Source organism: Kluyvera sp. 1366 (assembly GCF_054823405.1).
In genome coordinates this window covers 54,838-76,603 of record NZ_JBTRDW010000001.1, presented here as the reverse complement: position 1 = coordinate 76,603, position 21,766 = coordinate 54,838, and the positions used below count along the sequence as shown (strand labels likewise).

Sequence of the window (21,766 nt, the reverse complement as noted above, 5' to 3'; positions counted from 1 at the left end):
AGGAGGAGAGATGAAGTTGTCGTTGCATGGCGTGTCTGTTTGGTACAGCAATGCCGTCACTCAGTTACGCATCGCCCATGAGACTGGCTTTAGCGGGCTGGAGATCCTGCCAGAACATCTGTATCGCTATCTGGATAACGGTGGCAGCTATGCTGCCTACCGCGATCTGATGGCGAAATACAGCGTCGATATTACCTGTATCAATGCGCTGAAACGCATTGGCCGCCATGAGCCGGAAGCGCGAGCTGAGCTGCTGCGCGAAGCGGAAAAAATCTGCCAGGCCGCGGTGGAACTGCGTTGTCCGGTGGTGCAAATCATGGCGCTGACCGAACTCGATCATCTTTCCGCCGCCGAGCGTGATGCCATCCTGCTGGAGAATATCTCCGCCATCGCCGATATCGGCGCACCGCACGGCATCAAATTCCAGATTGAAGTCGTCGCCTTCACCGCGTTCAATTCGCTGCAACACGCACTGGATCTGATTAAACAGAGCGGCAAAGACAATCTTGGCGTGGTGGTGGATTTCTGGCACCTGCATGCCGGCGGCGGCACCACGCCTGACGAAGTGGCGCGCATGGATAAAGATCTGATTTACGGCGTGCATTTCTGCGATGGCCGCGCGGCCAAGCCGGGTGAAGCCTGGGATGAGTGGGTACAGCGCGACTACGCACCAGGCCAGGGCGATGTGGATATTGCCGCCTGGGTGGCGGCGGTAAAAGCTACCGGCTACGACGGCGTTTGGTCACCGGAATTATTAAGCCCGCAAAACTGGGAAGACGATTTATGGGATATTTCCCGTCACTGCTATGAAGATATGAATAAATATATTTATTAACATAAAGGGAGCCCGATAAACGGGTTTCCCGTAAATACGGTCACCATAAATGGCGACCGTATATTTACCCTACCTCTGAAAAAAACAATAACGAACGCAGATTCGTCGCTAGCGCCTGCGCGCTATTTTCGCACGGTCATTGCGTCTGAAATATCTGAACGTCGTGCTCTGTCAATATTCATCTATTGAAGTTTAAGGGATAAAAAGTATGAACCGAAGAGAAGCGCTCTTTTCGCTCAGTGGAATTGTGGCATCCCTCGCTGTCGCGCCGCAGCTACGGGCGAAAGAGCTGCACAATGTCCCGCTGGAAACCCAACTCAGCACCGATCACCTGCCGCAACCGGCATGGCAAGATGGTTATCAGGTGCTCACCAATCCGCTGGATCGCCAGAATCTGGCAGCCATCTTTGACCGCCTAATCCCCGCCGATGACCTTGGCCCGTCCGCCAGTGAAGCGGGCGCGATTGAGTTCCTCGATAACCAGTTAGCCGGTGATTATGGCTCTGGCGCGGCGCTCTATTTGCAGGCGCCGCTGCATCCGGAAAATGAAGCGGCATTGATGGGCAGCCCGCAATTTCTTACCCCGCCAAAAGCGCGCTACTTAACCGGTTTAGCCGCGCTGGAAAAGTGGGCGCAGCAACAGCATCAGGCTTCATTACATACCTTATCAGCTGAACAGATCGATACATTCCTGACAGCAATGGAAGACGGCAAGATCGATTTAGGAAAAGACGTGAATAGCCAGGCGCTGTTTGAATTAATGCTGCAAAACGCGCGTGAAAGCTATTTAGCGGATCCGATTTATGGCGGAAATAAAAATATGGTGGGTTGGAAGATGATCGGTTTTCCCGGCGCACGCTATGACTATCGCCCTTATATCGAACGCCGCAACGAAAATCTGGCGCTTATTCCCGTCAGCCTCATTCCTAACGATTAAATAGCCGGAGCTTAGTCAATGTCATTAGTAAGAAATAAAGCTGACGTGGTCATCGTCGGCTTAGGTTGGGCCGGTTCGGTGATGGCGGAAGAGCTAACCCGCGCGGGACTTAACGTGGTCGCCATTGAACGCGGTGCCTGGCGCGATACCTCGACCGATTTCCCGGTCGCCATTGATGCCGATGAACTGCGTTTCCACACGCGCCGCAAAATCCTGCAGCCGATGAGCGTGGAAACCACCACCTTCCGCAACCGCAGCGATCAGCTGGCAGCGCCGGTACGTAACTGGTCAGCGTTTCAGTTTGGCTGGAACGTTGGCGGTGCAGGCACGCACTGGGCCGGCATGTCATGGCGCTTTACGCCGTGGGATTTTGAAGTGGCGAAGCAAACCCGCGAACGTTACGGCGCGAAAAAGATGCAGGGTTTGCAGCTGCAGGATTGGGGCGTGACCTACGACGAAATGGCGCCGTTCTACGATCGCTTCGAGCGTATTGCGGGCACTTCCGGTATCGCGGGCAATCTCAACGGCCAGCCACAAAAAGGCGGCAATATCTTCGAAGGCCCGCGTTCACGCGACTATCCAACCCCGCCGCTGAAAGATACGCACTGGATGAGCAAGTATCGCAAAACCACCGAAAGCATGGGGTATCACCCGTTCACGGTGCCGGCCGGTAATCTGTCGCAAGCTTATGTCAATCCGCTCGGCGTCAGCATGGGTCCGTGCACCTATTGCGGCTTCTGCGACTTCCACGGCTGCGGCAACTTCTCCAAGTCATCGCCGCAAGCGTGCATTCTGCCGGTGCTGATGCGACGTCCAAATTTCACGCTGCTGACCGAAACGGAAGTGTTGCACGCCGTAAAGCATGACGACGGTAAAACGGTGAAAGGTGTGAAATTTATCACCCAAGATGGTGTGGAGGGCTTCCAGCCGGCTGATATCGTCTGCATCACCGCTTATCAGATGGATAACGTGCGTCTGATGCTGCTCTCCGGCGTGGGTGAACAATACGATCCGCTGACCGGTCGCGGCACCATTGGCCGTAACTACAACTATCAAACCTGCTCCAGCGTCACCGGCTTCTTCGATAACGAATTTATGAACCCGTTCATCGGCGGCGGCGCATTGGCGGTGCAGATTGATGACTTCAACGGCGATAACTTCGACCACAGCGATCTCGATTTCATCGGCGGCGCGGGCATCATGGGCTTCTCCACCAACGGTCGTCCAATTCAGAACATGAACGGCCTGCGTCCCGGCACCAAACGCTGGGGCAGCGAGTGGAAAGCGGGCTACAAGCGCGATTACCAAACCGCCGGTACCATCTTCTGTCAGGGCACCTCGATGCCGATGCGCGAAGCCTATCTCGATCTCGATCCCAACTACAAAGATCGTCACGGCCAGCCGCTGATCCGCACCACGTTCGACTGGAACCAGAACGATGTGCGCATGGCGAAATTCGTTACCGATCGCGCCATCGACATCATGAAAGAGACCGGCGGCCAGCATATCGTGGTGGATAACCAGGCGGAGAAGAGCTGGAATCCGTACCAGCAGCACAGCTCGCACACCATTGGTGGCGCGGTGATGGGCAGCGATCCCAGCACCTCCGCACTCAATCCCTATCTGCAAAGCTGGGATGCGCACAACCTGTTTGTGGTCGGCGCATCCGCCTTCCCGAACAACGGCGGTTATAACCCGACCATCACCATTGGTGCGCTGGCGGTGCGTGCTGCGCAGGCGATCCACCAGAAGTACATCCATAATCCGGCACCGCTGGTGGGGGCGTAATCATGGCGAAAGCAAAGAAAATTACCTACACGCTCGCCGCACTGGCGGTGATTGCGGGCATCGCGGCGTCGGGCCGTTTGTGGGTGGTGTTAGACAGCGCGCGCTCAAACGTTGCCGACGACAACGTGCAGTTGGCCGATTTCCACAGCAATGACGATGCCGCTATTAAACGCGGTGAGTACGTGATGCGCCTCGCCGACTGCGCCGCCTGTCACAATGCGGACTTCTCCGGCGGCTACACAATCGATACGCCTTTTGGCGCGCTACAGACCTCGAACATTTCACCAGACCGTGAAACCGGCATCGGCAACATGACCGAGCGCGATTTCTTTAACGCGGTGCGTCAGGGACGCGGCGAACACGGCTTCCTCTATCCGGCGATGCCGTACACCGCTTATACACAGATGAGCGATGATGATATGCACGATCTTTGGGCCTACTTTTCGGCACAAAAACCGGTGCACAACGCCATCGATGAAAATGCGGGCATGAATTTCCCCTACAACATTCGCCTGGCAATGGCTGGCTGGAACCTATTGTTCTTCGATAACAGCGCGTTCAAGCCGCAAACCGCGCAGAATGATGAGTGGAATCGCGGCAAGTATATTGTTGATGGTCCAGCGCACTGCAGCGTCTGTCACACCGCGCGCAATGCACTGGGCGGCGAAATCAGTAGCCACTATCTGCAAGGTGGCAATCTGGGAAGCTGGTACGCGCCGGATATCACGCCGAATCCTCAAGCTGGCATTGGCAAATGGAGCGACGCGCAGATCGCTGACTACCTGAAAACCGGTTCGAACGGTGCAAGCGTGGCGGCGGGTCCAATGGCCGAAGCGGTCGAGCACTCGACGCAGTATTTTAACGATCGTGATTTGCACGCTATCGCCACTTATCTGCGCAGCTTACCGGCTTCTTCCACGCCGCAAGCCGCCGGATTCGTGATGGATAAAACGCGTCACGATCGGGCCGCACTGCGCTATGAAGTGGATTGCTCAGCGTGTCACGGGTTGTCGGGTGAAGGTATCACCGGCATGGTGCCCGCCTTTGCGGGCAATGGCGCGATGCAGAACGATCCCACCAACATGATTCACGCACTGCTGGACGGTGCCCGCGCGCCGCACACCGCAGGCCACCCAACGTCCGCAGGCATGCCGGCATTTTCCTGGAAGCTTAACGATCAGGAGATGGCCGATGTGCTGAACTACGTGAGGAATTCGTGGGGTAATCAGGCTGCCGAGGTGAAAGCCAGCCAGGTCGCCGATCTGCGCAAAGCCACCGGCGCAGGCGCTAAGCTGAAAGTCCCGGTGATGAAATAGCGTTTCTCCACCGAGCTTCTGGTTACCGTTCAGCGTCGTTGCTGGTCGCTAACCAGCAACACTTTCAGGATACAAGGGTTGCCATTCATGGCGACCTTTTATCGATGCATCAGCGCAGCAGCTGAGTCATCCCCCATAGCGCTAACGCATGATCGTCTGCAGACGGTAAACCGCTGATGGTGACTGCACCAATGATCGCGCCCTGAGCAGTGAGCAGCGGGAAAGAACCACCGTGATCGGTGTAATCTTCCTGGCGGATATTGCGCTGCTGCGCCATACGCTCGCCCTTCTGTTCATTCATAAGCCCCACATACATCGAAGAGTGGCCGGTCAACAGCACAGTATTACGCTTACGACGCATCCATTCCAGATTTTCTGGGGCGGATCCTGGCAACGCCGCCAGAAACACCACCTGACCAAACGCATAGACTTCGATAGCCACAGGCGCATTGTCTTCACGCGCGCGCTGCTGGATGCTTTGGCCGATTTGCCACGCTAAATCGAAATCAAACTGCGGTAAACGATGCTCGGCTTCCTGCTGCTGCAAGGTTTCTAAGGACGGCAGCGATGACATGATAGAATCCTCTCAATTTGAAATAAATTTTCCATATTTTATATCATGGAATGAATTTTTCGCATGTGATGAGGTTCTCACTTCAGATTGTGCTAACCGGAATCGCACCGTAATGCACCGCGAGCCACACCGTTGGGCCCTTGCTGTCGGTCCAGTTGACGCGATGGCGGCAGCCAGCTGGGATCTCGACAAAATCACCGACCTGCAAGTGACGCTCCTGCGTTTCCCCTTCCAGCTGCAATCCTGCCGATCCTTGTAACACCAGCACCCATTCCCCTTGCGTCTGGCAGTACCAGAAATCGGGCGGACTGGCTTGTCCGGTAGAAACGATGCGTTCAATATGCAGATTGGGCTGCGTCAGCAGCGCTTCAAACGTCTCTGCGTTGCCGTTCTGTGCGGCGGCGGGGAAATCGCGAAACAGGTTAGTTATCATCGCGCGGGCTCGACATTTAATGAAATCAGCCCGCACTGTAACGCAGGCTTCACCCAGAAGGCTCACAGAATTTTGCGCCGCCGATTGACGCGCTGCGCGCAAATCACCATCATCCTGGCCAATATTGGTTACACGGAGTGTGAAGGTGTCGGAACTCAGTAATGAATTGCTAGAAGAGATTGTCAGCGAAGTTCGTCCGCTCACCCAGCAGGGAAAGGTGGCGGATTACATTCCGGCGCTGGCCGACGTGGATGCCGATCAGCTCGGCATCGCCATTTGCACGCCCGACGGACGCTGTTTTCAGGCGGGCGATGCCGCGACGCGCTTCTCCATTCAGTCGATCTCCAAAGTGCTGTCGCTCAGCGTGGCGCTTACCTTGTATGAAGAGGGTGAAATCTGGCAACGCGTCGGCAAAGAGCCGTCGGGACAGGCATTTAACTCGCTGGTGCAGCTGGAGCTGGAACAGGGCAAACCGCGTAATCCGTTTATCAATGCCGGTGCGCTGGTGATGTGCGATCTGCTGGAAAGCCGCCTGACAGCACCACGCCAGCGCATGCTGGAAATTGTGCGCCGTCTGGCGCAGCAAAATGACATCCATTACGACCGCGTCGTTGCGCGCTCCGAATACGAACATTCGGCACGCAACGCTGCCATCGCCTGGCTGATGAAATCCTTCGGCAACTTCCATAACGATGTCAGCAAAGTGATGGAAACCTATTTTCACTACTGCTCGCTGGCGATGAGTTGCGAAGAACTGGCGCGCACCTTTCTCTATCTCGCCAATCATGGCCGCACGCAGGATGATGAATCGGCGGTGATCTCACCGCGCCAGGCACGTCAGGTGAACGCGCTGATGATGACCAGCGGCATGTACGATGGTGCCGGGGAATTCGCCTGGCGCGTGGGCATGCCGGCGAAGTCGGGCGTCGGCGGCGGCATTGTTGCGGTGATCCCCGGTGACATGAGTATCGCCGTCTGGTCGCCGGCGCTGGATCATTCGGGCAACTCTTTAGCGGGCACCGCGCTGCTGGAGAAACTTACCGAGCGATTGGGAAGATCGATTTTTTAGACAATGTGGTTAGTGTGATCCGAAGAATGCACGCAATTGGTTTGCCAGATAAGGCACTCCGGCTTCGCCAGTTGCTGCCATGACCGTCAATTCGACTAATTCAGGCCGGTCATGTACGCGTATTCCATTACGCTTTAAAAACAACATGGTTACGTTAAGCGAGGTTCTCTTATTCGCATCGGCAAAAATATGCCCGCGTGAGATTGCCACCCAATAGGTTGCTGCAAGCTCAAAAATATCCTGAATCCCTTCGTAATATTCACGATTAATAACGCGGGCAACAATAGCTTCTGCTCTTCCGGGATCGGACATTCCTGCAACACCGGCATAACGCTTTAAAAGGTAATCGTGAAGTGCGATAACCTCCTCGGCAGAAACGTGAATCATCTATCTGTTAACGCTTTATTAGATGCATCAAACTCACCCATTAACTCTGCGAATTCAGCATCCAGTACGGCTTTTCGATACGCCTCGAAACTGGCTTTGCTGATGACAACCGCTGAGTCACCGCTGCGTCGAGTAATTTCAACGGCCTCGCCTGCAATCGCCTGGTCCAAAACCTGAGATAAATTCTCTCTGGCGCTGGTATAAGTAAACTTGTTCATAAAACCTCCAACATGTACAGGTGAATGGTACATCTCTTGACCTTTGTCATCAATGGTATTTCCTGACGCGATGTTATGTTTCCGCTCTGTTTTTATCAGGTTGCATTAACGTTAACAGCCGCATCTCTTTAAGTGACTATTTTCAAAAGGTGCGAATTTTTTCTTAAATAGCCTCTATTTTTTTAACCCATCAACGTCAATCGCGTTACACTTCCGCCTCATTTACGGAATCATCCACTAGCAACCATGACGTTTACACATCACTTCCGCCAGCGTTTGACTGCCTGCGTCGCCATTGTGGCGGTGCTGCTGCTGTTCGTCGCGCCGATTGTGTCGAAAACGTTGATGGAGCGTCAAAGCCAGCTGCTGGCGATGCCGCAGCACAGCATGATGAATAGCTCAATGAGCCATCATGAAATGATGATGGCGGATATGCCGATGCCCGGCATGAGCCATCACATGATGGACGACGGCGAGTTTGCCTGCGGCTATTGTGATCTGCTGGTGCATGTCCCGCTCCTGATGTGGGTGTTTATTCCGTTTATCTGGCTGATTATGGTGATCTCGCGCGCCCCGCCGCTGCCCCACGTGGTTGCGCCGATTGTGCGTCGCGTTAGCAGCATTCATCGTCCGCGCGCCCCGCCTGCACCGCTTTCCTGCTGACCTCATTTATTGCAGCGCACGCTCAGCCTGAGCGATGTGCTAAGACAATTTCTTTTTGGAAGGAAGACGGCTTTGTCTGCTGCTCACTCTGCAGCACCGCGCGGCGCGGTGCTTAATTTGCTACGTCGCTTACATTTTTATATTGGTCTGTTTGTCGCCCCGTTCATCTTTATTGCGGCGCTCAGCGGCACGCTTTATGTGTTGACGCCCCAGCTGGAAAACCTGATTTATGCCGATGCGCTAACCGCTGAACCTCAAGGCAACGCGCAGCCGTTGTCGGCACAAATCAGCGCGGCCCGTGCCTATGCGGGCGGAAACCAGCACATCTACGCGGTGCGTCCTGCGCCGGGTGCAACGGATACCACGCGCGTGCAGTTCAGCGACGCCACGCTCGGTGCATCACTGACGCGCGCGGTGTTTATCGATCCCTACAGCCTGAAAGTGAAAGGCGATATGCCGGTTTACGGCACCAGCGGTGTGTTGCCGCTGCGCACCACCATCGACTTACTGCACAGCAGCCTGCTGCTAGGCGATTTCGGTCGTAACTACAGCGAACTGGCGGCGTCCTGGCTGTGGGTGGCCGCTCTCGGCGGCGTGGTGCTGTGGCTGGGAACGCGTCCGAAACGTAAGCTGAAGCAACCGCGCAGCGGTTTCGCCTTCAGCCGCCACTGGCACATTACGCTCGGTCTGACGCTGGCGATCGGTTTGGTGTTCTTCTCGGTGACCGGCCTGACGTGGTCGCAGTGGGCGGGCGGCAATATCGATCGCATGCGTACCGAACTGAACTGGCTGACGCCACAGGTGAATACTTCGCTCAACAGCGATGCGCCTGCTGCACCGGCCAATCCGCACGCCGATCACATGCCGGATAGGGATATGCCGGGCATGAGTATGCCGATGTCGTCGATGACCAAACCAACGGCAGCGCCCGCCAAACCGGCGCGCAATAACGCCGCTGATGCCGACTGGGATCGCGTGCTGAATGCGGCGCGTCAGGATGGACTGAGCGCGGCAAAGCTCGAACTGCGTCAGCCAAAAAGCGCAGATAAAGCGTGGGCGGTGACGGAGATCGATCGCAGCTGGCCAACGCGAGTCGATGCGGTGTCGGTGAATCCGCAGGATTTCAGCGTGGTAGATCACGTCTACTTTGCCCGTTTCCCGCTGGTGGCGAAGCTGACGCGCTGGGGCGTTGATGCGCATATGGGCGTGCTGTTTGGTTTACCCAATCAGCTGCTGCTGGCGTTCTTTGGCCTGGGTTTATGCAGCATGATCGTGTTCGGTTATCGCATGTGGTGGATTCGTCGGCCAAAAGATGTCGAAGCGAATCCGGCACAGACCCTAACCGAAACCTGGATGGCGTTACCGCATTACGCCAAAGTCGCTTGGTTAATGGTGGCGCTGGCGCTGGGTTATGCGCTGCCGGTGATGGGCGCGAGTTTGCTGGCGTTCCTGCTGCTGGACATTCTGCGCTGGCGCAAACAGCAACGCGCACCGCTCGATGAAGCCGCGCTGTTGGCTTCACAGCAATCTCCGCTGGGCATTATTCGCGCGCGATATGCCGTGAAGCGTAAAGAGATGCGCTACTTCCTGCGCGGTTTGTTTATCCTGGCGCTGATTGTCGGCACGGTAATGAGCAATGCGATTATCGGTGGCGTTATCGATCAATATGGCATTCCGTTCAGCCATTGGTCGCTGACCATGTACATCACGCAGGGCTTTATGATTGCGTTGTACACCACGGTATTTACCGCGCTGACGTCGATTCCGCTGTGGTATTTCTTCCTCGGCGAAAAGGATGATCGGGGATAAGTGCGTGGAGTTTAACGGTGCGCAGGAATGCGCACCGTACGGCCTGAGATCGCCATTTATGGCGATCTGGTCATTGAGATTTAAAAATCGGCTTTCAACACTACGCGGTAATTGGCTTTACCCGCGCGTACGTGATCCAGCGCTTCATTGATTTTAGACATCGGGAACTCTTCCACCTGCGGTGCGATATCCGCACGCGACGCCAGTTTCATCAGTGAACGTAGCTGGCCTGGCGAACCGGTAGAGGAACCGGTCACCGCGCGATCGCCCATAATCAGGCTGAACGCCGGCACTTCAAAAGGCTTCATCACTGCGCCGACGGTGTGGAATTTACCGTGCGGAGCCAGCGCCTGGAAGTACGGTGCCCAGTCAAGATCCACCGCCACCGTGCTGATGATCAAATCAAACTGACCGGCCAGCGCATTCAGCGCCTGCGGGTCGCGGCTATTTACCACGCGGTCCGCACCCATCGCTTTGATTGATTCGGTTTTGCTGGCGTTGGAGCTGAATGCCGTCACTTCCGCACCCATTGCACGCAGCAATTTAATCGCCATGTGGCCCAGGCCGCCGATGCCGATCACGCCGACGCGGCTGGTGGCGGTGACATGATGCATCAACAGCGGTTTGAACACGGTGATGCCGCCACACAGCAGCGGACCCGCCGAGGTGTAATCCATCGCTTCTGGCAGCGGGATCACCCATTGCCAGTCGGCGCGCAGATGGCTGGCAAAACCGCCTTTGTTCATGATGGTTGGCACCGAACCGTTCTCACAGTTAACGTGCTCGCCATTGATACAGGCATTACAGTGCTGGCAGCTTTTCGCCGTCCAGCCGATGCCCACGCGCTGGCCCACTTTCAAGCCTTTATTCTGCGCCGCATCGCCTAACGCGCTGATGCGACCAATCACTTCGTGGCCGGCAATCACCGGGAACGAGGAGATGCCCCACTCGTTATCAATCATCGACAAATCTGAGTGACAAACACCGCAGTAATCGACCTCAACCTGCACCTCTTCAGCAGCCAGTTCACCGGCTTCATACTCATGAGGCACCAGCGCTTCACCCGCGTTCAAGGCGGCATAACTTTTGATTTTCATTACTGTCCTCTGTATCCACGTTTTTGACAGGGCAAGTCTAGCAGAGCGTGTTTCCCGCTCTTGACCATTAATCCGTCACTTAGCCGCTTTAACGCGATTAAACCGCCGAAAAGCATCAAGGGTTAAAGCGGATCGTGATTAAGCGGCGTGCGGTACGCGAGGCGCGCCTCTTCAATCAGTTGGCTGGCGGTCACCGTGGGCGGCAAGCGCGTCAGCACTTTGCTCGCTTGCCAGTAACACAACACCATAAGTTCATCGGATTCGCTTTCCGCCATCTCTAGCAGCCGCTCGCGCAAAGTGGGAACGTCCAGCGTTTGGTGTTCATCCATTAACTCGGCAATGGTTTCATTAAGAACCTGATGAATGATTTTCCAGGAGAGATTGGCAAACACATTGAACCTCGATGCTCTTAACGTTTGGCTCCAGGCAAATGAATCAAAAATGCTACAAGTAAGAAGATTGAAACAGGATTAACTATAGCCGCTTATTTTCTGTGCAAGGCGGTTGCAGGCTGAGTTTCTTGTAGCTCGCGGATCTATAAAACGATTTTTCTTGCGCCACATTTGCAGCAATCGAATGGCTTTGTAACAAAAAAGCACAAGCCCACGCTGGCTGTCCGCGCCGCGCTTTGCCAAAGTAAGACAACTTTTATCGCTGCAACAGGGAATGACCATGAGCCAATCCATCGCATTACACGCCGATCCGCTGGTTTGGGGCCACGGCCCGAAAGTGTTCGAAGTATTTCTGGAACCCACCTGCCCGTTTTCCGTGCGCGCATTCAACAAGCTGGACGCGTTGCTGCAACGGGTAGGCGAAGAGAAGATGACATTAAAAATTCGTTTGCAATCACAGCCGTGGCATATGTATTCCGGCGTGATTGTGCGCTACATCCTTGCCGCCTCAACCTTGCCGGAGGGCAAAGCAGCCGCCAAAAAGGTGCTGCAGGCGGTGGCGGATCATCGTGAAGAGTTCGAGTTTACCGATCATAGCCACGGCCCGAATATGGATGCCACGCCGAATCAGATTCTCGATCGTCTGGAGCAATACAGCGGCGTTAACGCGCGCGAACCTTTTCTGCGTGCCGAGCTGCAGAATGAGATCAAATGGCACAGCAAATACTCGCGGCAAAACGGTATCCACGTTTCACCAACCTTCATCACCAACGGTTTGGTGCAGCTGGATATCGGCAGCGGCGACGAGATTGAATCCTGGGCTGAACGCATCCTCGCTTAACGCCTTTGGCCCGTTGCGGCGGGCCTTTAGTATGATTTCGCAATAGATTTTCGCTAGCACTGCTTGCCTCAACGCCGACAATCGCTATCTGTCTAATTATGCTGTCACAGGCACGCGGTCGGGCACGGTTGCTTGTCGAACTGCTGCTGTTTACCTCGCCGATGCCGCTAGTCTGTTTTGCACTGTCGCGCCGTAACTAACCAGGTCGCCATCAATGACGACCTGGTGCGTATTACTTAATGACTTTCAACGCATCCACCGCGCAGGCTTCATCCAAATGGCCGCCCGGTGCGCCGCCGATGCCGATTGCGCCAATCACCTGGTCGCCGCTTTTCACCGGCACACCGCCCGCCAGCAGCAGGAAGCCTGGAATATCACGCATGTTCTGCGCACCAGCATTATTCTGTGCGGCTTCCATCACTTTACCGCTTGGGTTTTTGGTGCTCAGCGCGGTATAGGCTTTCATCTGGCTGGCTTTAACGGTGTGTGGACCGGCGTTATCCATGCGCTGCACCGCTTTCACCAAACCAGCACGATCCACCACGGTCACCGTGACGTTGTAGTTTTTCGCCGCACACGATTGAATCGCGGCGCTCGCCAGCTTCTGTGCGTCAGCAAGGGACAGGTTGGATTCGGTTAATGCAGCGTGGCTGCCGAAGGATACCAGGGCCGCCGCAGCGGCAATCAGAGAAAGGCGGATGTTCATGTGTCACTCCTGTTTAATAGTGAGTGACACTGTAAAGCGCGGCGGGCAAAAGAAATATTCGGGCGATTACCCGTTCGGCCAGGTAGTTATACCTGGTTCAACTGCTGCCAGGCGTGAATCAACTGTGCAAGATTATTGAGTTCCAGCTTGGCAAACACCGCCGCGCGATGCGCTTCCACGGTGCGCGGCGAAAGCGATAAATCACGCGCGATCGCTTTGCTGGTTTGCCCGGCAATCATCAACTGCATCACTTCACTTTCACGCGCCGATAACAGCGCAAACCGCGCCTGCAAACCCTGCTGCGACTGCCAGCGATCGGCACGCTGCTCACTTTCGCTGAATGCCAAATGAATGGTCTCCAATAGCGGTTCTATCTCCAGCGGCTTGGTGTAAAACTCAAAAGCGCCCTGACGAAATGCGCGGCGACAGGCATCAATGGTGCCGTGACCGGTCATGATGATCACCGGAAGCAGCGGATGGCGATCGCCCTGCTCCGCCAGCCAACTCAGACCGCTAATGCCCGGCATGCGCACATCCAACAGCAAACAGCCGCGCAGCGGTTGTTGCGCCTGCGTAGCCGCTTCAAATGTGGCCAAATCGGCAAAATCGGCCACGTCGTAATCCAGCGTCTTAAGCAGAAAACCGAGCGATTCTCGCACGGATAAATCATCATCCACTAACCAAACCTTTGCGACCATTCCGTTACTCCGCCAGTTGGAAAATTAAGGTAATCTCCGCGCCGCCTGCAGCGCGATTTGCCAGCCGCAGCTGGCCGTTCATGCGTAACATCAAACTCTCGACCAGCGTCATGCCTAATCCCATGCTGTTAGCGCGCGAGCTGTAAAACGGCATGCAAGCCTGCGCTAATCCTTCCGCCGAGAAGCCGGGACCATTATCGCTAATGATGATTTTGATGCCGTGAGGAATAGGTTCAGATGCCATGTTCACCCATGCATCGGGACGTCCTTGCTGCATGTGAATGGCGTTCTGCAACAGGTTATGGAACACCTGTTCCAGCCATTGGGGATCGCTCAATACTTTTGCCTGACCGTGCTGCCACTGCTGACGCAGCGTGACATCGCCGTCATCCAGTTCCTGTTGCAGCAGCACCGTCACGCGCCGCCAGATGGCTTCCGGATTCACGGCGGTCATCGCCACCGGACGTTCGCTCACGATGTCGCGAAAGCGTTGCAGCAACGCCGCGAGGCGCTCGGTTTGCAGGTTCATCGCGTTGAGCGCCTGCGGCAGATTCTCGTACTTGCCCTGTTTCAGCAGCAGCTCACTGCTGTGCAGCCAGGTGTTGATGGCTGTCAGCGGCTGATTAATTTCATGAATGATGCCAGCGGTAAACTCGCCCAATGCTTCACGTCGCGTCCGCTGGAAATAGTCCGCGCGCAGGCGCATCTCCACGTGCTGACGCCAGTGACGCAGCAGCCACCAGCCTAAACCGCCAATTACCAGCCATGCCAGCAGCGCCAGCATAAATGGCAACGCATGCAGCGCACGCCAGTCGGGATTCGCGCTGCCTTTCAGCAAGAATGGCTGATAGTGATTGATGAACGGCCGCTGCCATTGCCAGCGCGCGGTGTCCGAATAGTTCACCGTTTGCATGGCGGGCGGTGCGTGGATATGAAAAGCCAGCGCCAGCGCCACATCCGAGGTTTGCAGGGCAAAATGCAAATCGATCAGCATGCGAATCTGGCGGTAAGGATTGTAGAGCCAATAGCGACCACCGCTCACTTCTTCAAAACGCGGCGCGGTTAACGGACGATTTACGGTGTGTTCCAACAGGACAAGCTGGGGGAATTTGCTCTGCAAAGAGGCGAGTTCCTCATCGCCATTCAGCAGCGGCAACAGCGTTTCATTCTGCGTTTGATAGGCGGCGAGACGATTAAACTGCTGATTAAATTGCGCCTCGCCGACACGCTGCTGCTGCAAAATTTGATCGGTAAATAACGCTATCAAGGTAATCAGCGTTAACAGCAGCCAGACCAGCCAATACCTTTTCATCCATGGTCGGTAAGTGTGCGGCATAGAGTTCCGTGGTTATGCAGTAAAGAAGTACTCCAGAAAAGGAGGCCTGACTAAAGTCAAACGTTTTAACCCGCGCCGTAGAGGGATTCAACGACTTTTCCCGGTCGTCGCGTGTTTTCAGAAGTGTGCCTGGCGCGTGGTTGCTGCTATCCGGACCACCCGTTGCTAGAGCAATGGCTGCAATTGGGAAGAAATTTAGGTAAAACATGAGACGCAGAAGAAATGCACCAGCTCACTCTCGTTGCTGGTGCGAAGGGAAATGAAACTGTTGTTAACTATTGCGCTGTAAGTGACTACTCACAAATGCGCGACAGCGCGCGGAAAGGGGATCGCTGAACACCTGCTGCGGCGAACCGGCTTCCTCAATCTTGCCCTGATGCAGGAACACCGCTTTGTTCGAGACATCGCGTGCAAAGCCCATTTCGTGTGTGACGATGATCATGGTGCGCCCCTCTTCCGCCAGGCTACGAATCACGCGCAACACTTCGCCTACCAGCTCAGGATCAAGCGCGGAGGTTGGCTCATCAAACAGAATGGCTTTCGGCTGCTGCGCCAGCGCACGGGCAATCGCCACGCGCTGTTGCTGACCACCCGAGAGCTGCGATGGCCACGCGTTACGCTTCTCGTACAATCCCACTTTTTGCAGCAGCGCTTCGGCCTCTTCAATCGCCTCTTTACTGCTGCGCTTCTGCACATGAATTGGCGCTTCGATGATGTTCTGCAGCACGGTTTTGTGCGGCCATAGGTTGAAACCCTGGAAGACAAAACCGAGCTGCATACGCATCAGCTTGATACGGCGCTGCTGCTCGCGGCTCAACTTCTCATCGGGATTATCGATAGTGACCACTTCGTCACCCACCGCGATTTCCCCGCCCTGCGGCACTTCTAAAAATGGAATGCAGCGCAATAAGGTACTCTTGCCAGAGCCGCTGGCACCAATCAGCGAAATCACGTCGCCATCCTGGGCCGTCAGGCTAATATCGTGCAGCACTTCGTGCCCGCTATAACTTTTTCTGAGATGACTCAGGGCGATAGTGGGTTTACTCATGGACGTGCTCCAACGTGATAAGGGGACAAACGGCGCTCCAGCAGCGCCACCGCTTTACTCACCAGCACGGTCAGTAGCAGATAGATAATCGCCGCGCTAATAAACACCTCCAGCGCGCGGAAGGTCTCAGAGACGATTGAATCAGCGATGCCGGTCATCTCCATCAAACTGATGGTGCTGACCAGCGAGGTCGATTTGATCATCGAGATAATTTCATTGCTGTAAGCCGGTAATGCCTGACGTACCGCCAGCGGCAGCGTAATGCGGCGCAGCGTGGTGAAGCGCGACATACCGCTCACTTTGGCAGCTTCCAGCGACTGCACGCTCACTGCGTTTAACCCGCCGCGCAGAATCTCCGAGGTGTAAGCCGCATCGTTAAGGATTAATGCAATCAAACCGCACCAGTAAGGATCGCGCAACAGCGGCCACAGCACGCTTTCGCGCACCGCTGGCAAGCTGCCGAGGCCGTAATAGATCATGAAGATCTGAATCAGCAGCGGCGTGCCGCGAAACACCCAGACATAAAAGCGCGTAACGTAGCTTCCGAAGCGATTCTGCCGCAGCAGATTGAGCAGCAGCGCCAATACGCCGCCGCCCAACAGTGACAGCAGCGCCAGATTCAGCGTCAGCGGCAGGCCGCGCAGCAGTGCAGCTAAGGTGTGCTGCAGGAAAGTGACATCCATCGTGGCTCCTTACAACCGCGCGCGTTGTTGCCCGCGCATGGCCACTTTTTCCACATAGCGGAAAACAAAATCGGAACAGGTGGTGATGATCAGGTAGATCACCGCACCAACGCTGTAGAAGAAGAACGGCATTTGCGTCGAGTTGGAGGCGGTGGAGATCTGGTTCATGGTTTCCACCAAACCAGTGACCGAAACCAGCGCCGACTCCTTGATCACCGATTGCCACTGATTGCCCATGCCCGGCAGCGCGGTTTTCAGCGCCTGCGGCACGATCATGCGGCGGAACAGCATCAATCGGCCCATGCCCGTAACCGTTGCGGCTTCCAGCGTCCCTTTCGGGATTGCGTAGAACGCACCGCGAAACACACTACTTTGATATGCGCCGGAGATCAGGCCGATGGCAATCGCGCCGGCGACAAAGCCGTTCACGTCGAACGGACCTTGCAAGCCGAGACTTTCCCCGACAAACGACACCACCTGACGTCCACCAAAATAGAACAGGTAGATCACCAGCAGCTCCGGCACACCACGAAACAGCGTGATGTAGCCGTTGGCGAGCCGCTGCTGCCAGCGGCCGCCACCAATCTGCATCCAGCACAGCAGGCTGCCAAGGATTGCGCCCAGCAGCCATGCACACAATGAAACGGTGACGGTTACCGTGGCGGCGTTAAGCAACACGCCGCCCCAACCTTCGTCACCGAAACTTAAGATTTGCCAATCAATAGCCATAAGCGCCTGGAATTACTCTTTAGGTGCGACGTTTTCGCCGAACCATTTTTCAGACAGCTGCTTCAGCGTGCCATCTTTGATCATGGAATTTAACGCCGAATCCAGCGCCGCTTTCAGCTCCGGATTGTTTTTCTGAATCGCGATAGCGGAACCCTGGCCCAACACGCCGCCCGAGAAACCGTAACCAGTGCTGTTCACCGTATCCGCATGCTTTTTCACATAGGCATTCAGGTTAGTGCGTGATGCCATTACCGCATCAACGCGGCCATTCAGCAGATCGGCGAAGGTTTCCGGGCCGGCCTGATACGTGCGAATCGTCGCCACATCCGCCAGATATTTGTTGAGGAAGTCCGCTTGAATGGTAGCAACCTGCACCGCAATGGTTTTGCCTTTGAATTTGGCTTTCAGCGCATCGATAGATTTGGTCATCGCGGCTTCGTCATCCGCCAGCACCACTTCGCCATTGCCTGGCAAGGTATCAACCGCGCTGCCCTTCAGGGTGACGAAACCTGAAACACTGACGGTGTACTGGCGGGAGAAATCTACCACTTCTTCACGCTTCGGCGTGACGGTCACGGCATCGATTACCGCGTCATATTTGCCGTCGACTAAACCCGGAATCATACCGGACCATTTCTGTGCCACGATTTCGTATTTGAAACCGGCTCGTTTAGCGATTTCAGCCACCATGTCCGGCTCATAACCGACGATTTTGCCGTTCGGCGTAGATTGGTTAAATGGCGGATAAGCGGCTTCGGTGGCGAATTTCAGCGTGCCAAAATCTTTTGCCTGCACCAGAGCGGAAGAGGCAAGCAGCAGCATGCCCACGGAAGCGGTAAACAGTCCTTTACGCGTCATCATAAAACCTCGAAGTTCGTTATTTTGAGAGTAAATCAATGGCTAAACGGGCTAATGCCTGCGTGCCGGCATGGATACTGCGCTCGTCGGGTTGGTAATCCGAATTATGCAGATGGTCGTCGCGTCCCGGTGCACCGGATCCAATGTGGATTTGGCAACCTGGCGCGCGCTCGGTAAACAGCGAGAAATCTTCGGCACCAAAGCTGGCGCTCGGTTTGGCGATAATTGCTTTACCAAACTGATGCGACAAAATCGGTTCCAGCGCATCAATCAGCGCATCGTCGTTCATCAACGGCGGTACACCGCGCTGATAATTGACCTCAACGCGCACATTCAGCGACAGCGCGACGCCCGCGCAGATACGTTTGAACGCCTCTTCAATGTGCGCACGCGCCGCCGGTGATTTGGCGCGCACTGTGCCCTGAATCAGGCAGCTATCGGAAATAATATTGTGAGTGGTGCCGCCATGAATATGGCCGATGGTCAGCACCGCTGAATTGGCGGGATCGAGTTCGCGCGAAATAATGGTTTGCAGCTGGCTCACCAGATTGACTGCAGCAATGATCGGATCGGTTCCCATGTGCGGACGGGCCGCGTGCGTTGATTTACCGTGCACTACCACATCAAACTCATCGCTGGAAGCGGTGCTGGCGCCGCGCGTTAAGCCGATTTCACCGGCGGCCAGTTCCGGTTTGTTGTGCAGCGTGATGGCCAGATCGACGCCATCTGCCGCGCCATCAGCGATCATCGCTTCGGCCCCGCTATCGGGCGTCTCTTCTGCTGGCTGGAAAATCAAACGTAACGTGCCATGCAGCTGCGCGCGATAGTGCGGCACTATCGCCGCCACGCCGAGCATCGTCGCGGTGTGAATATCGTGGCCGCAGGCGTGCATTTTGCCGGGATATTGGCTGCTGAAAGGTAAGCCGGTTTGTTCGTGGATTGGCAACGCATCCATATCCGCGCGTAACAGCACGGTTTTACCGGGATGCGCGCCGACAATATCAACCATCACGCCACTTCTGCCAACGCCGGTTTGCGGCGTCAGATCCAGGCGCAGCAGTTCCTGCTCAACGATGTGGGCGGTGCGGACGGTGTCGAAACCCAGCTCCGGATGCGCGTGTATATCACGGCGGATGGCGATGAGATGCGCCTGCATGCTTTCACTTTTGGCGCTGATGTCCCTGGCTAAAACATCTTTATAATCGGTCATATGCAAAGATCTTTTTCAGGCGTAAACCTGGCCTTTATGGCATTTTTATTAAAATTGACTCCGTATTTATTCACACCCCCCGGCAGAATGCAACGCGCAATCCGTTGCTTTACTTGCTGAATTTTCGCAATATTTTGCTAATTCACTGCCTTGACAGGATAAAACCCCATGTCTGCATCATTAAGCAGTTATAACATTCATGATCCTGCGTGGATCATCAGTTTTACTGATTTCGTTATTGAACAAATATCAGCCGCTAACCTGCGCTAAAAGCCAATCGCGCACCGCCATCACCGGCGCCTGCTGGCGCGGACGGCGCGGCCACACCAGATACCAACCGGCATCCAGGGTCATTTGCTGCGTAAACGCGGGCACCAACCGTCCGCTGGCGAGATCGTTCTGCACGAAATGCGGGCTGGTGAGCGCAATGCCCTGCCCGCTGATCGCCGCTTCCAGCGCCAGCGCGGTTTGATTGAAACGCAGGTGATGCTGATGATGCAGCGATAAATTCGGGAAGGTAAACGCGAGAAATGCAGGCCACAGATGGTGACCATCGTGCAACAAGGCGTAGCGCTGAAAGTTGTCGCTTGCTGCCGGATCGCCAAGCTCAGCTAACAGCATAGGACTCACCACCGCTAATACCGTTTGGCTAAACAGCAAAGTGGCATCAAGACCTGCGCCAAACGGTGGCCTGCCATAACGCACCGCTAAATCGACGCCTTCATGATGAAACTGCACCAGCCGCTCAGAAGCCATCACGCGCAGATCGATATCCGGCCATGCGGTGGTAAAGCCCGGTAAACGCGGCAGCATCCAGCGGCTGGCAAAGGTAGGTGTAACGCTCAGCGTTAAGCGATTCGGTTCTGGCCGCAGCGTGCGCGTGGCTTCATCGATCAATTCAAATGCCTGACGAATGCTGACCGCATAGCCCGCACCCGCGCCGGTCAGCGCCAGCGTGCGCGGCAATCGATCAAACAATTTCAGTCCAAGGTTGGCTTCCAGAGCACGAATTTGCTGCGCCACCGCGCCCTGTGTGACGCCTAACTCTTCCGCCGCCAGGCGAAAGTTAAGATGGCGCGTCACCGCTTCAAACACTTTCAACCCGTTGAGCGGCGGTAGTTCGCTGAATCCCTGACTCATCCTGTAGTTTTCCTATCGTCAATTGGCAAACAGACTGACTCTCTGCTACCAAAATTACCTTTTATACTGGGTTTAATCGATTTTTAATTAACAGGAAGATTAATGATGACAGCAGAAAAAGTTGCAATAATCGTCGCCGGTGGCAGCGGCATGGGTGCAGCAGCAGCCGAGAAACTGGCAAGCGATGGCTATAAAGTGGCAATCCTCTCCTCCTCCGGCAAAGGTGAAGCGCTGGCGGAGCGTCTGGGCGGTTTGGGCGTGACCGGTTCTAATCAGTCGGTAGCGGATCTGCAGAAGCTGGTGGATCAAACGCTGGCGCGCTGGGGCCGAATAGATGTGCTGGTGAACAGCGCCGGTCATGGTCCGCGCGCGCCGATTTTGGCGTTAACCGATGAGCAGTGGCAGCTTGGCATGGAAACCTATTTTTTAAATGTGGTACGCGCCACGCGTCTGGTCACGCCAATTATGCAGAAACAAGGCGGCGGCAGCATTATCAACATCTCCTCCGCGTGGACGTTTGAGCCAACCGATATGTTCCCGACCTCAGCGGTGTTCCGCGCCGGCCTGGCATCCTTCACCAAAATCTTTGCTGATGCCTACGCGGCCGATAACATCCGCATCAACAATGTGCTGCCTGGCTGGATCGACAGCTTGCCGAAAACCGGTGAACGTCAGGATAGCGTGCCATTACAGCGTTACGGCACGTCTGAAGAAGTGGCGGCGACCATCGCCTTCCTGGCTTCGCCTGGCGCAGCCTATATTACCGCTCAGAATATTCGTGTTGATGGTGGCGTGACGCGCAACGTTTAGCGAGTCAATGCGTAGTGTTCAGCCGCTCAGGGATCAGCGCCCTGTGCGGCTTTTCTTTTATTTATGGTTTACATTCCAGACCAAAAACAAGACTGGTCTCGTCGATTTCATTACCAGATAAAAGACAGAATAGTCTGATTCGCTGACAGGGATTTCTTACTTCAGCCAACAAACTTTCTTCTTAAATTC

At 55.3% G+C, this 21,766-nt stretch carries 24 protein-coding genes; 9 read left to right on the top strand and 15 right to left on the bottom strand.

The features are described from left to right. Window positions 1-10: 10 nt before the first annotated feature. From ACVLVH_RS00370 to ACVLVH_RS00355, 4 genes are all read left to right on the top strand, one after another. On the top strand, window positions 11-835 hold the full coding sequence (locus ACVLVH_RS00370) for a sugar phosphate isomerase/epimerase family protein (protein WP_192413449.1): 825 nt from the start codon (window positions 11-13) through the stop codon (window positions 833-835). Between the two features lie 208 nt (window positions 836-1,043). After that, complete coding sequence (locus ACVLVH_RS00365) at window positions 1,044-1,772, top strand: gluconate 2-dehydrogenase subunit 3 family protein (RefSeq protein ID WP_137387185.1); 729 nt, start codon at window positions 1,044-1,046, stop codon at window positions 1,770-1,772. Between the two features lie 18 nt (window positions 1,773-1,790). Continuing rightward, complete coding sequence (locus tag ACVLVH_RS00360) at window positions 1,791-3,560, top strand: GMC family oxidoreductase (RefSeq protein WP_101761127.1); 1,770 nt, start codon at window positions 1,791-1,793, stop codon at window positions 3,558-3,560. Window positions 3,561-3,562: 2 nt separating this feature from the next. Then, window positions 3,563-4,876 carry a cytochrome c gene (locus ACVLVH_RS00355; RefSeq protein WP_498948311.1) on the top strand — a complete coding sequence of 438 codons (1,314 nt, stop codon included), beginning with the start codon at window positions 3,563-3,565 and terminating at the stop codon, window positions 4,874-4,876. 109 nt (window positions 4,877-4,985) lie between these two features. On the opposite strand, the gene ACVLVH_RS00350 is transcribed toward ACVLVH_RS00355, so the two are convergent. Then, on the bottom strand, window positions 4,986-5,450 hold the full coding sequence (locus ACVLVH_RS00350; protein WP_498948310.1) for a heme-degrading domain-containing protein: 465 nt from the start codon (window positions 5,448-5,450) through the stop codon (window positions 4,986-4,988). Between the two features lie 82 nt (window positions 5,451-5,532). Next, window positions 5,533-5,883 carry a cupin domain-containing protein gene (locus ACVLVH_RS00345; protein WP_192414734.1) on the bottom strand — a complete coding sequence of 117 codons (351 nt, stop codon included), beginning with the start codon at window positions 5,881-5,883 and terminating at the stop codon, window positions 5,533-5,535. 145 nt (window positions 5,884-6,028) lie between these two features. Here ACVLVH_RS00345 and glsB point away from each other — a divergent pair, with 145 nt between their 5' ends. Further along, a complete protein-coding gene (gene glsB, locus ACVLVH_RS00340; protein ID WP_498948309.1) occupies window positions 6,029-6,952 on the top strand; it encodes a glutaminase B in 924 nt (307 codons plus the stop codon). A 9-nt stretch (window positions 6,953-6,961) separates the two neighbouring features. Here glsB and ACVLVH_RS00335 read toward each other — a convergent pair whose 3' ends face one another. Continuing rightward, window positions 6,962-7,339, bottom strand: a complete 378-nt coding sequence (locus tag ACVLVH_RS00335) for a type II toxin-antitoxin system death-on-curing family toxin (protein ID WP_271460590.1) — start codon at window positions 7,337-7,339, stop codon at window positions 6,962-6,964. Further along, the gene (locus ACVLVH_RS00330; RefSeq protein WP_110867236.1) at window positions 7,336-7,557 is read right to left on the bottom strand and encodes a type II toxin-antitoxin system Phd/YefM family antitoxin; all 222 of its coding nucleotides are present in this window, start codon (window positions 7,555-7,557) and stop codon (window positions 7,336-7,338) included. Before ACVLVH_RS00330 ends, ACVLVH_RS00335 begins: the two co-directional genes overlap by 4 nt. 246 nt (window positions 7,558-7,803) lie before the next feature. On the opposite strand from ACVLVH_RS00330, the gene ACVLVH_RS00325 reads away from it, so the two are divergent. After that, the gene (locus ACVLVH_RS00325; RefSeq protein ID WP_336767956.1) at window positions 7,804-8,220 is read left to right on the top strand and encodes a DUF2946 domain-containing protein; all 417 of its coding nucleotides are present in this window, start codon (window positions 7,804-7,806) and stop codon (window positions 8,218-8,220) included. A gap of 72 nt (window positions 8,221-8,292) precedes the next feature. After that, window positions 8,293-10,029 carry a DUF2534 family protein gene (locus ACVLVH_RS00320; RefSeq protein ID WP_498948306.1) on the top strand — a complete coding sequence of 579 codons (1,737 nt, stop codon included), beginning with the start codon at window positions 8,293-8,295 and terminating at the stop codon, window positions 10,027-10,029. Window positions 10,030-10,109: 80 nt separating this feature from the next. Here ACVLVH_RS00320 and ahr read toward each other — a convergent pair whose 3' ends face one another. Then, entirely contained in the window at window positions 10,110-11,126 is a 1,017-nt protein-coding gene (ahr, locus tag ACVLVH_RS00315) for an NADPH-dependent aldehyde reductase Ahr (protein ID WP_008108001.1), read from the bottom strand. A gap of 122 nt (window positions 11,127-11,248) precedes the next feature. Next, window positions 11,249-11,518 carry a hypothetical protein gene (locus ACVLVH_RS00310; protein WP_192414728.1) on the bottom strand — a complete coding sequence of 90 codons (270 nt, stop codon included), beginning with the start codon at window positions 11,516-11,518 and terminating at the stop codon, window positions 11,249-11,251. A 280-nt stretch (window positions 11,519-11,798) separates the two neighbouring features. Here ACVLVH_RS00310 and ACVLVH_RS00305 point away from each other — a divergent pair, with 280 nt between their 5' ends. After that, window positions 11,799-12,359, top strand: a complete 561-nt coding sequence (locus ACVLVH_RS00305; RefSeq protein ID WP_192414726.1) for a thioredoxin — start codon at window positions 11,799-11,801, stop codon at window positions 12,357-12,359. Window positions 12,360-12,591: 232 nt separating this feature from the next. Here ACVLVH_RS00305 and ACVLVH_RS00300 read toward each other — a convergent pair whose 3' ends face one another. The 9 genes from ACVLVH_RS00300 to ACVLVH_RS00260 all read right to left on the bottom strand — a co-directional run bounded on the left by ACVLVH_RS00300 (window position 12,592) and on the right by ACVLVH_RS00260 (window position 20,767). After that, entirely contained in the window at window positions 12,592-13,065 is a 474-nt protein-coding gene (locus ACVLVH_RS00300; RefSeq protein ID WP_462063254.1) for a GlcG/HbpS family heme-binding protein, read from the bottom strand. An 86-nt stretch (window positions 13,066-13,151) separates the two neighbouring features. Then, complete coding sequence (locus tag ACVLVH_RS00295; RefSeq protein ID WP_350262235.1) at window positions 13,152-13,763, bottom strand: response regulator transcription factor; 612 nt, start codon at window positions 13,761-13,763, stop codon at window positions 13,152-13,154. Between the two features lie 4 nt (window positions 13,764-13,767). Then, the gene (locus tag ACVLVH_RS00290) at window positions 13,768-15,075 is read right to left on the bottom strand and encodes a sensor histidine kinase (RefSeq protein ID WP_245250641.1); all 1,308 of its coding nucleotides are present in this window, start codon (window positions 15,073-15,075) and stop codon (window positions 13,768-13,770) included. A 295-nt stretch (window positions 15,076-15,370) separates the two neighbouring features. Continuing rightward, on the bottom strand, window positions 15,371-16,147 hold the full coding sequence (locus tag ACVLVH_RS00285) for an ABC transporter ATP-binding protein (RefSeq protein WP_064741357.1): 777 nt from the start codon (window positions 16,145-16,147) through the stop codon (window positions 15,371-15,373). Next, window positions 16,144-16,830, bottom strand: coding sequence for an ABC transporter permease (locus ACVLVH_RS00280; protein WP_061719022.1), 687 nt, complete (start codon window positions 16,828-16,830; stop codon window positions 16,144-16,146). The genes ACVLVH_RS00285 and ACVLVH_RS00280 overlap by 4 nt, the downstream gene beginning before the upstream one ends. 9 nt (window positions 16,831-16,839) lie before the next feature. Then, a complete protein-coding gene (locus tag ACVLVH_RS00275) occupies window positions 16,840-17,559 on the bottom strand; it encodes an ABC transporter permease (protein WP_309837215.1) in 720 nt (239 codons plus the stop codon). Between the two features lie 12 nt (window positions 17,560-17,571). Next, the gene (locus tag ACVLVH_RS00270) at window positions 17,572-18,420 is read right to left on the bottom strand and encodes a transporter substrate-binding domain-containing protein (protein ID WP_498948301.1); all 849 of its coding nucleotides are present in this window, start codon (window positions 18,418-18,420) and stop codon (window positions 17,572-17,574) included. A gap of 16 nt (window positions 18,421-18,436) precedes the next feature. Next, a complete protein-coding gene (locus tag ACVLVH_RS00265; RefSeq protein ID WP_498948299.1) occupies window positions 18,437-19,627 on the bottom strand; it encodes a M20 metallopeptidase family protein in 1,191 nt (396 codons plus the stop codon). A gap of 249 nt (window positions 19,628-19,876) precedes the next feature. Continuing rightward, window positions 19,877-20,767, bottom strand: coding sequence for a LysR substrate-binding domain-containing protein (locus ACVLVH_RS00260; protein WP_498948297.1), 891 nt, complete (start codon window positions 20,765-20,767; stop codon window positions 19,877-19,879). Between the two features lie 105 nt (window positions 20,768-20,872). Here ACVLVH_RS00260 and ACVLVH_RS00255 point away from each other — a divergent pair, with 105 nt between their 5' ends. Beyond that, a complete protein-coding gene (locus ACVLVH_RS00255; RefSeq protein ID WP_498948745.1) occupies window positions 20,873-21,577 on the top strand; it encodes an SDR family oxidoreductase in 705 nt (234 codons plus the stop codon). Window positions 21,578-21,766 lie beyond the last annotated feature (189 nt).